The organism is Geobacillus sp. 47C-IIb (assembly GCF_014679705.1).
GTDB lineage: Bacteria > Bacillota > Bacilli > Bacillales > Anoxybacillaceae > Geobacillus > Geobacillus thermodenitrificans.
This window is the reverse complement of sequence record NZ_CP061473.1, coordinates 113,246-126,478: the sequence shown is the minus strand read 5'-3', so window position 1 is coordinate 126,478 and position 13,233 is coordinate 113,246. Positions and strand designations below refer to the sequence as shown.

Genomic DNA, 13,233 nt, shown 5'->3' with positions numbered 1-13,233 from the left:
AACGAAAGCACAGCATGTTCGGTCAACTTGTCATCAAGCTGTTAATCGTAGACAAAATGATATGAAAATTGTATACTAAATTTATCATTATCAATAATAAAAGAATATGATTCATCTTCGGGGCAGGGTGAAATTCCCGACCGGCGGTGATGGGGTGGATGCCCCTCAGCCCGCGAGCCGCAAGGCAGGATCCGGTGCGAGTCCGGAGCCGACAGTATAGTCTGGATGGGAGAAGATGAAGGTTTGCCGGCGTTTGGCGCCATGCGCCTGACGCTTAGTTGAGTTCGCCCTTTTTCTCCCTTAAGCCCTTGGGTTTAAGGGGTTTTTTATTGGCGTTCGCTCGGCAGCCTTCTTCTTGTGAGGATGGATCACGAGAAGGAGAGGAGAACAAGCATGAAATCATTCAACATCCGCACCTTTGTGGCTGTCAGTGTCTTTAGTGCTGGTGCGTACTTGCTCATGATGCTCAACTTTCCGCTTCCGCCATTTCCTAACTTTTTGCTTGTAGATTTTAGCGACATCCCGGCGCTTGTCGCCGCGCTTTTGTACGGCCCGCTTGCCGGCGTGTTTGTTGAGCTGTTGAAAAACGTGCTGAACTATTTTCTTGTCGGCAGCGCCACTGGCGTTCCAATCGGACAGATCGCCAACTTCACTGCCGGGGTGGCGTTTATTTTGCCAGTTTCCTATATTTATCGCAGAGCTGCATCAAAAAAAGGCATGCTACTTGGACTGGCGGCGGGAACAGCGACAATGGCTCTCGTCATGAGCGTGCTCAACTACTATGTCTTTTTGCCGGCATATACGCTCTTCCTTGGCGCTCCGGCGATGAGTGCGCCGGAAACAAAAGCGTTGGTCATTTCCGCTATTTTGCCGTTTAACGCGGCAAAAGGGGTGCTCATGGCTGTTGTGTTTATGCTTCTCTTTTTGCGCCTTCGCCCATGGCTGCAAAAACAAGCTGTCGCTCGCCGAGCGGCATAGCCAAACAAAAAAACGAGGGTTTCTGCTTCAAACCCTCGTTTTTTGTTTCTACTGCTGGTTTCATCAGATTTCCTCACCAAAATCGAAACCTTGATATCGATTCGGCGAATCGCTCTTCTTTAAATGGATTTGCGGTCATTGAATAGCCGCGCTCTTCCCAATAGCCTGGCTCGTCCTCTTTCATAAAGCGGATGCCGGACGCCCATTTTGCGCCTTTCCATAAGTAAAACGTGGCTGGTGGAATGAAACGGAGCGGGTAGCCGTGCTTCGGCGAAATGTCTTGCCAATCGTGGTGTTTGTCTTTCCACCGATAGACAAACAGCGCATCGTCACCCATCAACGCTTCAAGTGGCAAGTTCGCGGAATAGCCGAACCGGTCGCCGTTTAAGTAGCCGTAAATTTTTACGTACTTCACACCCGGTTCTAGTTCAACGAAGCGCAAAAACTCGCGAAAGGCGATGCCTTCAAACGTCGTATCAAATTTCGACCATGTCGTGACACAATGCATGTCGACGGTGGAAATTGTTTTCGGCAGCGCCATCACTTCTTGATAGGAGAAGGACACCTCCTTTTTGACCTCGCCGAACAGTCGAAAATTCCATGTCGTCTCATCAAATTCGTACACGTCCCCTTCATGTAAAATCGGCCATTTTTCCGTCTCGAACTGGCCGGGAGGGAGTTGTTTTGCCATCATACGCACTCCTTTGGAAATAGAATGTTTTCTTGCATTTAATGATACGAAAGGAAAGGGAGAGGATGCAACGAGAGAAGGGAAAAAACGAAACGCGAAACAACATCGTCATCTTATCGCACGCTCTTTCATTCGCCCGCAAGAATAATTTTTTCCTTTCATGCACATCGTATCCAATAGGGCTTTTATGACCAAACCCAGAGGAGTCAGGAGCGTGATGCCGATGGATGAACAAAGAGAACGACGGTTTTTGCTTTTAGCGCTTGGCGTCATCGCCCTTTATGTGTCCCCGCTGTTTATCCTTGGTGAGAATGCGCATATTCGTGTCCACGATAATTTGGATTCCAACATCGCCTGGTATAAAGTGCTTGCTGAAAGCGGGCAAATCACCGGACCGCTTGATGCGAAAATTCCGCAAATCGCTAATGGTGAATTATCGAGAAACGCGCTCGGATCCGAGTTGACCGGCATCGTCTGGCTGCATGCCTTTTTTCCGACGATGATCGCTTATGCACTTAGCCAAACGATCACAAGAGTTGTGGCGTTTGTCGGCATGTATTTGCTTTTGAAAACCCATATTTTGCCCGAGCGGCGCTGGATGGCTGTCCGCATTGGGGTGGCGCTGGCGTTTTCCCTCACACTTTTTTGGCCGTCAGGGATGTTAAGCACGCTAGGCATGCCGCTTGCGCTCTGGGCGTTTTTGAACATTCGAAAGGGGGAGCGGTCTTGGAAAAATTACGCGGTGCTGACGCTTCTCCCGCTTTATTCAAGTTTTGTACTTGGTTTCTTTTTCTTTCTTGCCGCCATGGGCGCTCTTTGGCTTTTGGATGTACTGCGCGGAAAGGGATGGAACATCCGCTTTTTCGCTTCAATTGCCTATATGACGCTGCTTTATTTGCTTGTCGAGTACCGGCTTGTTTATTCGTTTTTATGGGAAGATGAACCGACGAGCCGGGATGAGTATTTCCATGCACGCTTGACGTTTTGGCATTGTGTCCGTTTAACATGGAAAAACTTTATTCTCGGCCATCACCACGTCATGACTGAGCATACGTTTTTCATTTTGCCGGTCTGGTTCATCGCTTTGTTCATAGTTTTCGCCAAAAGACGATGGAAAGAGGAACGGCTGTTTCTTTTCTTGTTCGGTCTTAACTTTGCGCTGTCGGCATGGTACGCCTTTTGGTTTTATAAAGGGTGGCTGCCGCTGACCGAGCGGTTTCATTTTTTGGATACGTTTAATTTCGCCCGTTTTCATTTTTTGCGTCCGCTCATCATCTATGTGCAATTTGCGCTGGCGTTGAAAATCGTGTGGCAATACAGCGGAAAGGGGAAAACGTGGGCGAAACGGTTGTTAGCGGCGCAAATGATTCTCGTGTTTTTCATTAACGAGGAAATCGTCTTCCGTTATGAACCGACGGTGAAACAATTTTATGCGGAAGAACAGTTTCAACAAATCAAACAATACATCGGGCTTCCTGTGTCCGATTACCGCGTCGTAAGCATCGGCATTCATCCGGCTATTGCTCAATACAACGGGTTTTACACGCTCGATACGTACAACAACTTTTACCCGTTGTCATACAAATACGAGTTCCGTAAAATCATTGAACGTGAACTGGCCAAAAGCAAGACGATCCGTACGTATTTTGACGAATGGGGCGGGCGTTGCTACATCTTTACGGCGGAGCTTGGCAAACGGTATATGTTTACGAAACAGTCGAAAAAGCGGCTGAAGAATTTGCAGCTGAATACAGAACAGTTGAAAAAAATGGGCGGCCGCTATATTTTCTCGGCCGTTCCGATCGATAATGCAGCTGAGAACAGGCTGACGCTTGAGCGTGTGTTTACTTCCGACGAATCAGCATGGACGATTTACTTGTATAAGGTGAATTGAAAACAGCGGCTTTTCCTGAAGGCAAAAGCCGCTGTTTTATGAGCTTAGCTGCGGTGATGATCCAATCGCGCAAGCTGCCTGTCATGCCACTTTGAGAGCAGCCATAGGGCAATCATTGTCCCGATGAGTGTACATAACATATCCCATTGTGTATCCCAAATATTTCCTTGCATCCCCAAAAAGTCCTTTGATGCCTTTCCACCTTTAAAGATGATCGAGACGAGCCATTCGATGATCTCATACAGGGCAGCGATAGCGAGCGACATGCCCGTGACGATGATGAAAAGCCACGCGCCGCGCGGCAACGGCGTTTTCCGCAGGAGGAGCTCTCTGAGAACGATAGCGAACATCCCTTTGAGGAAATGGCCAAATCGGTCGTAATGGTTGCGTTCCAAATGAAATACATCTTTGATCCAGTTAAAAAAGGGAACTTTGGAATAAATATAATGACCGCCAATAAACATGATGATCACCAATATAGCAATGATGACATATGACATCGTGGTCAACCGAAAGCGTCGGTATAGGGCGATTACAATCACAAGCCCAATCAGCGCCGGGGTGACCTCGAGCGCCCACACTGCATAGCTAGTCGGACGAATGGCCGACCAAACGAACACAGCGGCAACGACTAGCAACAACAGCCCATGAACGCGGGGTTGTTTTGCCTGTTCCACTTGTTTTCCTCCTTGGCAGAGCAAGATGAGTCTACTGTCATTATTCGGAAAATCGCCGATTTTATACGAAGCATTTTCACACGAAGAAGAACTACACCAATTTTGTACCGAAAAAATGAAAGAAAGAAGGGAGAAACCATTCACATCCACCGGTTTCGCGGGATATGGCTAGCTGACGATGAATACAGAGTCAACGATGATGAGCTCAGAAAAAATATGGAAGAATATAGGCGGACGAAACAACGTTTTTTCGAGCTCCCGGCGAAAATAGACAAAGTTTAGTGGCTATCAAAATAGAGATGGATGTCATGATGCGCTGTTGTCAAACGGGTTGAGGATGCCACAATGCCTATAGATAGGGAAACGTTCCTAATTTTTCAACAAGCATACGAATGTATATTCGCATTTGATTGATTCGATGGTATAATGAAACATGCACAGCCATATGCAGGGTGGGCAGTGGCCACTCCCTAAACGAAAGGGGGTGGTGTTGGTGATGACGATTGCCGATGCGCTGACGCTCATGATTGCGTTTGCGTCACTCATCGTCGCGGTGATCGCCGTAGCAAAAGACAAAAAATAACCCACCCTGCTAGGCCGAGGCGAGGGTAGGTTATCATGCCCAAAGCTTGAGCCACTGCACTTCTTGCAGGGCTGTGCATGGACAGGGCATTGGTGGCCGCCAATGTCCCTGTTTTCATTTTACGCTATCTACCTTTTATTATACGCAGGTGGCCATGGCCATGGCAAGAAATGATTTGTGCATGAAAAGGGGAGAATGTACATCTATCGGCTGGATCATTTGAGTAAATAGATGTAAAAGGGGGGAAGCTACTTTGAAAAAAGCTTCTCTACTCAGGCTAATATAGCGAAATATTTTGGATAAAATTAACTGGATTATAAATATTGACTTAGAATCAGTTCATAAGTATAATAAAAATTGTCGCTTCGTTAGATGAGGGTGAAGCAAAAGAAAACAACGAAACATGGTCTTTAATAAAAAATAAACCTTGACAAAATAAATATTTTATCTATATAATAAAAACTGTCCGATTTTGAAGTTTTGGTTTTATGCGAAGATTGATTTTAAGAAAAAACGCTTGACATCTGTTGGAAAAATGATATATTAGTAAACTGCTTGAGGTTTTGCTTGTGTCTACGCCTACAAGCAGGAACAGGAAAGGTCAGTTTCTCGACAAAAGGTTGCGAAAATGAAAGTTCAAGAGATAGTTTTGTTTCTTGAAAGTTGAACGGAACAAAACAAAAAAAGAATAAAAAAACTATTGACAATAAATCAAAATCATTTATAATAAATAATGTCGCCATTGCCTAGTGGTGATAGCGGAGAGGAAACACCCGTTCCCATCCCGAACACGGAAGTTAAGCTCTCCAGCGCCGATGGTAGTTGGGGCCAGCGCCCCTGCAAGAGTAGGTCGCTGCTAGGCATAGAATACGGAGTATTAGCTCAGCGGGAGAGCACCACGTTGACAGCGTGGGGGTCACTGGTTCGATCCCAGTATACTCCACCATCATGGGGCGTTAGTTCAGGGGGAGAACGCTTCGCTGGCAGCGAAGAGGTCAGGGGTTCAAATCCCCTACGCTCCATTGATTATGCGGTCGTGGCGGAATGGCAGACGCGCTAGGTTGAGGGCCTAGTGGGGGCGACCCCGTGGAGGTTCAAGTCCTCTCGACCGCATCGCTCCAAATAGTTACGGAGGAGTACCCAAGTCTGGCTGAAGGGGTCGGTTTCGAAAACCGATAGGGGTGTCACAGCCCGCGGGGGTTCGAATCCCTCCTCCTCCGCCATAAATTCATCAACAATGAGTCTCCTTCTTAATATTATGCCGACTTAGCTCAATTGGTAGAGCAACTGAATCGTAATCAGTAGGTTGCGGGTTCAAGTCCTGCAGTCGGCATTGTTAATCATGGAGGGGTAGCGAAGTGGCTAAACGCGGCGGACTGTAAATCCGCTCCCTTTGGGTTCGGCGGTTCGAATCCGTCCCCCTCCATTTTTATTTCTTATAAACGGGCCTATAGCTCAGCTGGTTAGAGCGCACGCCTGATAAGCGTGAGGTCGGTGGTTCAAGTCCACTTAGGCCCATCTATTATGATGGACGACAAGAGTGATTCTTGTCGTCCTTTTTGCGTTGTCGAGGCATAATGTGCTCTACCATCTCCATGGAGAATCCTCTGACTTTCACATGTGAGTGCATGGTCTTCATTTTCAGCAGCAAAACGTCCCTTTAGTGTCTGCCATTTAACAACGAAAGGGTGCCCTGTTCAGACACCCTCCCCTGTTTTTTACATCATTCTGAAAGTGGTTTCAGCAGAGAAACTTCCGCTTCAAACAAAACTAGAAGCCGTTCACGGAACGATGGTCCGTTTGCCTAATGGACGTACTTTCCATAATCAGGGGTAGCGATACGGTCAAAATCACGGGCGAGTTTTGTCAACCCTTCGCGCAGCTCTTTGCCGGCGACAGGAGCACCGTGCCCGGTGATGGCGACTGACGGAAAGAGTGCGGCTAACTTGCGCACGGATTCGCGGGCGGCGGGCCAGTCGATTGTATAATAGCGTGGCGGGCCGTTAATTTCTGTTTGTTGGGTCAATACTTTATATAACGAGTCTTGACGGACGGTGACGAACGCATCGCCCGCGATTAAGGCAGCGTCGCGTGAACGGAATAAGGAAATGTGTCCCGGAGTGTGCCCCGGTGTGTGTATCCAACGGAACTCTGGCAAGTGCGGGACGGTGCCGTCCTCAGGAAGCGGTTGAACGCGGTTGCCTAACTGAATCGGTTCGTTTGGGAAAAACGGTGATATTTTGGCGATGAAGCCGCCTTCGACAGCAGCGTCAGGTTCAGGATAGCGAGCTTTTCCGGTCAAATAAGGAAGTTCGGCTGGGTGGGCATAGACCGTAACATTCCAATGCTTCACAAGCTCAACAATCGCCCCCACGTGGTCAAAATGGCCGTGAGTTAAAATAATCGCTTGCGGGCGGCTGTTCTCTCCAAAACGTTGTTCCACAACGGAAATAATGTCATCAGCCGACCCCGGCATGCCAGCATCGACCAATACAAACGTGCGGTCGTCCGGCCGGCCGACAAGACAAATGTTCACGATTTGGATCGTGTGACAGTACAAATCGGGCAGCACGCTAATGCCGACACCGCTTGCTGCCGATGTCGCGGGAATGAAATGGTAGTCTTCTCCATAATGCAGCTGTTCATCAGTCATTGGGACCCCTCCTATGAATGATCGTCCAACGATAGCATGCCGCCCGATCACATGAGGTATACAAAACAGCATTCGATCCGTACGGGAAATCCGCGACCTAGCTCGACAAGGATCATCGAAAAATGGTACGATAAGGAAAAAGGATGGATAAAGGAGGATAAAACGGATGAGCATTTTGAAAAAAGGGTTGGCATTTGGACTTGGATTAGCCATTGCTAGCAAAGAACAAGTGGAAAAATTGATCGATGAGTTGGTCAAAAAAGGGGAGTTGTCGCTTGATGAATCGAAAGAAGTAATCGACCAATGGAAGCAGCAAACCGAAGAGCGGAAAGCGGAAGTGCAACGACTTGTGCGCGAGCAAATCAAACAAATGATTGACAAGCTTGATTTAGCGACGAAGGAAGACGTTCGACAGCTCGAGGAGCGAATCCGCCGCCTTGAAGAAAAGGAACAAAGCGGGCAGTAAACGAATACGGCCTGTCCGCTCGCTTTTTGCCGTTGTAAGGGAGATGGTCGGATGATCGGAAAGCGGATGCGCCATATTGGTCGATATCATGAAATTGCCGTCGCCTTGCTTCGGCACGGATTCGGGATGATCGTCGATGAACTCGGTTTTTCGTCCTTTCTTTCCTTGCCGCCGCGCGGGCGAACCGAACAAGGGAAACGGGAAGGAAAAACGGTCGGAGAACGTCTGCGCCTTGTGCTCGAGGAACTCGGTCCGACATTTATTAAGCTTGGGCAAATCGCCAGCACGCGACCGGATTTGATCCCTCGATATATCATTTGCGAATTGGAAAAGTTGCAAGATCAAGTTCCACCGTTTCCATTTCCTGAGGTCCGCCGGATTGTGGAAACAGAATTGGGAGGGCCGCTCGAGGAGCTTTTTCGATCATTTGACGAAATCCCACTAGCAGCCGCTTCGCTCGGGCAAGTACATCGGGCCGTTCTTCCTTCCGGACAAGCTGTCGTGGTGAAAATACAGCGCCCGCATATTGCAGCGCGGATTGAGACGGATTTGGATATTTTACAAGACTTAGCAGTGCTCGCGGAACGGCGCTTAGATTGGGCGGCGTCTTATCGGCTCACTGAAATCGTTGACGAATTGGCAAAGTCGCTGCGGCAGGAGCTCGATTACACCATCGAGGCGCGCCATGCGGAAACGTTTGCTAATCAATTTGCCGATGACCCGTCTGTATACGTGCCCGGCGTTTTTTGGGAGTATACGACGAAACTAGTGCTGACGATGGAATATGTGGAGGGGGTTAAGCTCGGGGAAATCGAGCGCCTGAAAGAGAGCGGTCATTCGTTAAAGACACTGGCTGAGCGCTTGACTGTCTCGATGTTAAAGCAAATGTTCGAACATGGATTCTTCCATGGCGATCCTCATCCGGGCAATGTATTCGTTCTCCCCGATGGGATGCTTGCCTTTATTGATTTCGGCTTAATGGGACGCCTCCGTCCGAATGTCAAGCATCACCTTTCCTCACTTATCATCGCTTTGATGCGGCAAAACACCGACGGGGTGTTGAACGCCATTTATGGCCTCGGGCTTGTTCCGGCTGAGGTCGATGAGGGGAAGCTGCGCGACGATATTGACGAGTTGCGCGAGAAGTATTATCGTGTTCCGCTCAGCGAGGTGAGCCTTGGCGAAGCGATCGGGGATCTTTTAACGGTGGCGTTTCGGCATGGCATTCGCATTCCGAGCGACTTGACGCTGTTAGGGAAAGCGCTGTTGACGGTTGAAGGAGTGGTGGCGACGCTTGACCCTCAATTTCGCGTAATGGACGTTGCCGAACCGTTCGGAAGAAAATTGCTGAAAGAGCGGCTTCGACTCGATCGCGTGGCAGAAACGGCGTGGAAGCGTGTGGCGGGTTATGGCGAAATGCTGCTTCGGCTGCCGGACAGTATCAAAGAACTGACGAAGGTCATGCGGCGCGGCAAACTTCAGCTTGAGATGACAGCCTCAGACCTTGAGGCGCTTTTGCGCAAACTCGATCAAATTGGCAATCGATTGTCCATCAGCCTCATCCTTCTTTCCTTGAGCATCGTCATGGCCGGCATGTTAATCGCTTCATCGCTAGGACGGCAGTCGATGCTCCTATGGAAAATTCCGATTATTGAAATTGGATTTGGTGTGGTCGCGCTCATGTTCGGGTGGTTGCTTTATTCGATCTTTCGATCAGGGAAGCTTTAGTGCAAAAAAAGGGGGGTGTCCCCTTTTTCTTGTTGTGATTGAACGGTATTTGTGGTGTCTTAGGCTTGTTGCGGCCATTTACGCATCGACTGTTGAATACGGTTCACATTGCGTCAAAAAGTGAACGGCTCTTTTGTCATCAGGAGTTCAGGTAGCGTGATGGTTGGCCTGGATGCGAACGAGAAGGCGTGTCGCCCCATAGGTAATGAACACGATTATTAAGTCGATAAGGAAAAGATGGAACTTGCGCAACCCTCCGTGCAATTCAAGCAAACCAAGCCACTGCTCAAGCGAAGCGAGTCCGAAAGCAAATATTGCGCTTAACAATATCGTATATAAATAAAAATTTTTGTTGTGGTTCGTACAATATTGATAAAGCAACAAAAAACCGACGGGCAACACCGAGGCGGTAATGTTTAAGGCAAACGGCAAAAACGGCGTTAAAAAATAACGTGGTGACAAATACATGGCGTTTTCTAAAGCGATGTAAGTATAGGTCCATAATATGTGAATAGTGTAGCCAAAGAAAAAGATTTCGAAGATCCGTTTCCGGTCGACGGTGAAAAAAAGCAACACTAAAGGAACGATGAGAAAAGTGAAGATCAGCCAAAACGGCCACGTTCCAACGCCGGAGTAGTCGCTCCAATACGATTGGAGTAGCCTGTGCAGCTGTTCGCGTGTTTGGTCGATTTCTTTCCAATATGCTTGATAATTCACGAACAACCCTCCCTTGTCTTTGCTTAGCATCTCACATAGTTGATCGAGATATGCGGAAAACGTCTACCTTCGGCGGCGGAAACCATGGAAAAGAGGAGGGAGCTGTTTTAGACGCCGTTATTTCGGGGAAGATAAAGGACAACTGTGTGTTGCCGGTTCGTTGGGACTACGCCTATCGTCGCGTAGGAAAGACCGATGATTTTTTCTTATTTCCCATGAGCACGGCAGGATTTTCATTTCTAGACGGCGAAACTAGTACGACGAGTAAAGGGAATGAAGGAAGGAGAGAACCCGATGTCCATTGTAAACCCAAGCCGGGACGAGATCGGCGATATTTTGCGGAAGGCGAAGCGAATTGCGGTAGTCGGTTTGTCCAACAACCCGGAGCGCGAATCATACATGGTGACGAAAGCGATGAAAGATGCCGGATACGAAATTATTCCTGTCAATCCGATGATTGATGAATGGGAAGGCATTCCGGCGGTGGACAAACTGACAGATATTCAAGGGCATGTTGATATTGTTAATGTGTTCCGCCGCTCTGAACATCTGCCGGAACTCGCCCGCGAGTTTGTGCAAATCGACGCTGACGTGTTTTGGGCTCAACTTGGCGTCGTCAACGAAGAAGCGTACCGCTTTTTAAAAGAAAAAGGCTATACGGTCATTATGGACCGCTGCATTAAAGTGGAACATGCGCTCACGAAGCGCGCGTAACGAACGAAACGACCATCTTCTCCGAGATGGTCCTTTCGTTTTTTCGGCGCATTTGTCCGATTTTGTCAGGCGTTGTCAAAAGACAATGGACAGCCGGGTATTTTATGGTACAATAAAACAGAAACAGATGTTCTTGTTTTGGCAGGAAGGGGTGGCCTTGTGGCAAAACGAACGGTATACGAATATAACGAAGATGCGATTCAAGTATTAGAAGGGCTTGAGGCGGTGAGAAAGCGGCCGGGCATGTACATCGGCAGCACTGACAGCCGCGGCCTGCATCATCTTGTCTATGAAATTGTCGACAACTCCGTTGACGAGGCATTGGCTGGATACGGAAATTACATTCTTGTTCAAATACATAAAGATAACAGTGTCACCGTTTTGGACGAAGGGCGCGGCATGCCGGTCGGAATGCATAAGCTCGGCAAACCGACGCCGGAAGTGATTTTGACTGTGCTGCATGCCGGCGGTAAGTTCGGTCAAGGCGGGTATAAAACGAGCGGTGGTTTGCACGGGGTCGGGGCATCAGTCGTCAACGCCCTATCCGAATGGCTTGTTGTCACGATTCATCGCGACGGCTTTATCTATCGGCAACGGTTTGAGAACGGCGGCAAGCCGGTGACGACGCTTGAAAACATCGGAACGACAAACAAAACCGGGACAATCATTCAATTTAAGCCTGACCCGACGATTTTCAGCACAACGGTGTTCGATTATGAAACGTTAAGCGAACGGCTGCGCGAATCGGCGTTTTTATTAAAAGGGCTGAAAATCGAACTTGTCGATGAACGGACCGGCATGCGCGAGGTGTTTCATTACGAAAACGGGATTGAAGCGTTTGTTGCCTATTTGAATGAAGAAAAAGACGTGCTCCATCCGGTCGCCTATTTTGCCGGCGAGCAAAACGGCATTGAAGTCGAGTTTGCGTTTCAATTTCATGACGGCTACTCGGAAAACGTCTTGTCGTTTGTCAACAATGTGCGCACAAAAGACGGAGGCACGCACGAAGCCGGGGCGAAAACGGCGATGACACGCGTCTTTAACGAATATGCGCGCCGTGTCGGCTTATTAAAAGAAAAGGATAAAAACCTTGAAGGAACTGATATTCGTGAAGGGATGTCAGCGATTGTCTCGGTGCGCATTCCGGAGCATTTGTTGCAGTTTGAAGGACAGACAAAAGGCAAGCTTGGGACGAGCGAGGCGCGTTCGGCTGTTGATGCGGTCGTGTCTGAACAGTTGACCTACTTTTTGCAAGAAAACCCAGATGTGAGTGCGATGCTCATTAAAAAGGCGATCCGGGCGTATCAAGCGCGTGAAGCGGCCCGCAAAGCGCGCGAGGAAGCGCGAAGCGGCAAAAAGCGGAAAGGAAAAGAGGCGCTTTTAAGCGGCAAGTTGACGCCGGCACAAGGGCGCAATCCGCAAAAAAACGAGCTGTATTTGGTCGAAGGCGACTCAGCGGGCGGCTCGGCGAAGCAAGGGCGTGACCGCCGTTTTCAGGCGGTGCTGCCGCTGCGCGGGAAAGTCATTAACACTGAAAAAGCGAAGCTTGGCGATATTTTAAAAAATGAGGAAATCAATACGATCATTCATGCCATTGGCGGCGGTGTCGGCGCTGATTTTTCGATTGAGGACATTAACTACGACAAAGTGATCATCATGACAGACGCCGACACGGACGGCGCCCATATTCAAGTGCTCCTGCTCACGTTTTTTTATCGCTATATGCGTCCGCTTATTGAAGCAGGGAAAGTATACATTGCCTTGCCACCGCTTTACAAAATCAGTAAAGGAAGCGGCAAAAAGGAAACAGTGGAGTATGCGTGGACGGATGAGCAGCTTAGGGAGATCACGAAAAAAATGGGGCGCGGCTATACGATTCAGCGCTACAAAGGGCTTGGTGAAATGAACGCCGATCAGCTGTGGGAAACGACGATGAACCCAGAGACGCGCACGTTAATTCGCGTACGCATCGAAGACGCCGCCCGCGCCGAGCGGCGGGTGACGACGCTCATGGGTGACAAAGTCGAGCCGCGCCGCAAATGGATCGAAACGCACGTCGCCTTTGGACTCGAAGAAGAGCCAGGTTGGATCGGCTGATGGCGGCTTGAGGCAAGCCGCCTTTTTGCCGCTGA

At 48.9% G+C, this 13,233-nt stretch carries 11 protein-coding genes, 7 tRNA genes, 1 rRNA gene and 1 riboswitch; of the genes, 15 read left to right on the top strand and 4 right to left on the bottom strand.

All coding sequences use genetic code 11. From position 1 onward, the window contains the following. Positions 1–109 precede the first annotated feature (109 nt). Positions 110–241: riboswitch (FMN riboswitch) on the top strand. A gap of 152 nt (positions 242–393) precedes the next feature. Beyond that, positions 394–978: an ECF transporter S component gene (locus IC804_RS00650; RefSeq protein WP_008880192.1), complete on the top strand. Its 585-nt coding sequence runs from the start codon at positions 394–396 to the stop codon at positions 976–978. A gap of 73 nt (positions 979–1,051) precedes the next feature. Here the strand turns inward: IC804_RS00650 and IC804_RS00645 are convergent, their stop codons facing one another. Beyond that, entirely contained in the window at positions 1,052–1,669 is a 618-nt protein-coding gene (locus IC804_RS00645) for a sulfite oxidase-like oxidoreductase (protein ID WP_029761299.1), read from the bottom strand. Between the two features lie 223 nt (positions 1,670–1,892). Here IC804_RS00645 and IC804_RS00640 point away from each other — a divergent pair, with 223 nt between their 5' ends. After that, positions 1,893–3,563: a DUF6044 family protein gene (locus tag IC804_RS00640; protein ID WP_041264860.1), complete on the top strand. Its 1,671-nt coding sequence runs from the start codon at positions 1,893–1,895 to the stop codon at positions 3,561–3,563. A 44-nt stretch (positions 3,564–3,607) separates the two neighbouring features. On the opposite strand, the gene IC804_RS00635 is transcribed toward IC804_RS00640, so the two are convergent. After that, positions 3,608–4,240, bottom strand: a complete 633-nt coding sequence (locus IC804_RS00635; RefSeq protein ID WP_008880195.1) for a DUF2238 domain-containing protein — start codon at positions 4,238–4,240, stop codon at positions 3,608–3,610. Between the two features lie 496 nt (positions 4,241–4,736). Between IC804_RS00635 and IC804_RS18385 the strand changes: the two genes are divergently transcribed. The 9 genes from IC804_RS18385 (at position 4,737) to IC804_RS00595 (ending at position 6,341) form a co-directional block, all read left to right on the top strand. Then, positions 4,737–4,823 carry a putative holin-like toxin gene (locus tag IC804_RS18385; protein ID WP_223812931.1) on the top strand — a complete coding sequence of 29 codons (87 nt, stop codon included), beginning with the start codon at positions 4,737–4,739 and terminating at the stop codon, positions 4,821–4,823. A gap of 745 nt (positions 4,824–5,568) precedes the next feature. Then, positions 5,569–5,685 (top strand): 5S ribosomal RNA (gene rrf / locus IC804_RS00630). Positions 5,686–5,694: 9 nt separating this feature from the next. Beyond that, positions 5,695–5,769: transfer RNA gene (locus tag IC804_RS00625), tRNA-Val, on the top strand. A gap of 4 nt (positions 5,770–5,773) precedes the next feature. Beyond that, positions 5,774–5,845, top strand: a tRNA-Ala gene (locus IC804_RS00620). Between the two features lie 8 nt (positions 5,846–5,853). After that, a tRNA-Leu gene (locus IC804_RS00615) sits at positions 5,854–5,936 on the top strand. A 17-nt stretch (positions 5,937–5,953) separates the two neighbouring features. Next, positions 5,954–6,046 (top strand) — tRNA-Ser (locus tag IC804_RS00610). Between the two features lie 37 nt (positions 6,047–6,083). Continuing rightward, a tRNA-Thr gene (locus IC804_RS00605) sits at positions 6,084–6,156 on the top strand. An 11-nt stretch (positions 6,157–6,167) separates the two neighbouring features. Further along, positions 6,168–6,249, top strand: a tRNA-Tyr gene (locus IC804_RS00600). A gap of 18 nt (positions 6,250–6,267) precedes the next feature. Next, positions 6,268–6,341 (top strand) — tRNA-Ile (locus IC804_RS00595). Positions 6,342–6,627: 286 nt separating this feature from the next. Here the strand turns inward: IC804_RS00595 and IC804_RS00590 are convergent. After that, positions 6,628–7,476 carry an MBL fold metallo-hydrolase gene (locus IC804_RS00590; RefSeq protein WP_060475865.1) on the bottom strand — a complete coding sequence of 283 codons (849 nt, stop codon included), beginning with the start codon at positions 7,474–7,476 and terminating at the stop codon, positions 6,628–6,630. 166 nt (positions 7,477–7,642) lie between these two features. Between IC804_RS00590 and IC804_RS00585 the strand changes: the two genes are divergently transcribed. Then, positions 7,643–7,942, top strand: a complete 300-nt coding sequence (locus IC804_RS00585) for a phasin family protein (protein ID WP_008881832.1) — start codon at positions 7,643–7,645, stop codon at positions 7,940–7,942. Between the two features lie 51 nt (positions 7,943–7,993). Then, the gene (locus tag IC804_RS00580) at positions 7,994–9,670 is read left to right on the top strand and encodes an ABC1 kinase family protein (protein ID WP_011887446.1); all 1,677 of its coding nucleotides are present in this window, start codon (positions 7,994–7,996) and stop codon (positions 9,668–9,670) included. A gap of 147 nt (positions 9,671–9,817) precedes the next feature. Here the strand turns inward: IC804_RS00580 and IC804_RS00575 are convergent, their stop codons facing one another. Further along, complete coding sequence (locus IC804_RS00575) at positions 9,818–10,387, bottom strand: hypothetical protein (protein WP_060475864.1); 570 nt, start codon at positions 10,385–10,387, stop codon at positions 9,818–9,820. Positions 10,388–10,681: 294 nt separating this feature from the next. Between IC804_RS00575 and IC804_RS00570 the strand changes: the two genes are divergently transcribed. Together IC804_RS00570 and parE are read left to right on the top strand one after the other, a co-directional pair. Continuing rightward, positions 10,682–11,101: a CoA-binding protein gene (locus IC804_RS00570; protein WP_008881835.1), complete on the top strand. Its 420-nt coding sequence runs from the start codon at positions 10,682–10,684 to the stop codon at positions 11,099–11,101. A gap of 159 nt (positions 11,102–11,260) precedes the next feature. Beyond that, a complete protein-coding gene (gene parE / locus IC804_RS00565) occupies positions 11,261–13,198 on the top strand; it encodes a DNA topoisomerase IV subunit B (protein WP_008881836.1) in 1,938 nt (645 codons plus the stop codon). The last annotated feature ends 35 nt before the right edge of the window (positions 13,199–13,233 follow it).

Bases quoted from the DNA above. Each gene is read 5' to 3' on its own strand.
- IC804_RS18385 (WP_223812931.1), top strand. From the start codon at position 4,737: ATGACGATTGCCGATGCGCTGACGCTCATGATTGCGTTTGCGTCACTC.
- IC804_RS00590 (WP_060475865.1), bottom strand. From the start codon at position 7,476: ATGACTGATGAACAGCTGCATTATGGAGAAGACTACCATTTCATTCCC.
- IC804_RS00640 (WP_041264860.1), top strand. From the start codon at position 1,893: ATGGATGAACAAAGAGAACGACGGTTTTTGCTTTTAGCGCTTGGCGTC.
- IC804_RS00580 (WP_011887446.1), top strand. From the start codon at position 7,994: ATGATCGGAAAGCGGATGCGCCATATTGGTCGATATCATGAAATTGCC.
- IC804_RS00645 (WP_029761299.1), bottom strand. From the start codon at position 1,669: ATGGCAAAACAACTCCCTCCCGGCCAGTTCGAGACGGAAAAATGGCCG.
- IC804_RS00570 (WP_008881835.1), top strand. From the start codon at position 10,682: ATGTCCATTGTAAACCCAAGCCGGGACGAGATCGGCGATATTTTGCGG.
- IC804_RS00650 (WP_008880192.1), top strand. From the start codon at position 394: ATGAAATCATTCAACATCCGCACCTTTGTGGCTGTCAGTGTCTTTAGT.
- IC804_RS00585 (WP_008881832.1), top strand. From the start codon at position 7,643: ATGAGCATTTTGAAAAAAGGGTTGGCATTTGGACTTGGATTAGCCATT.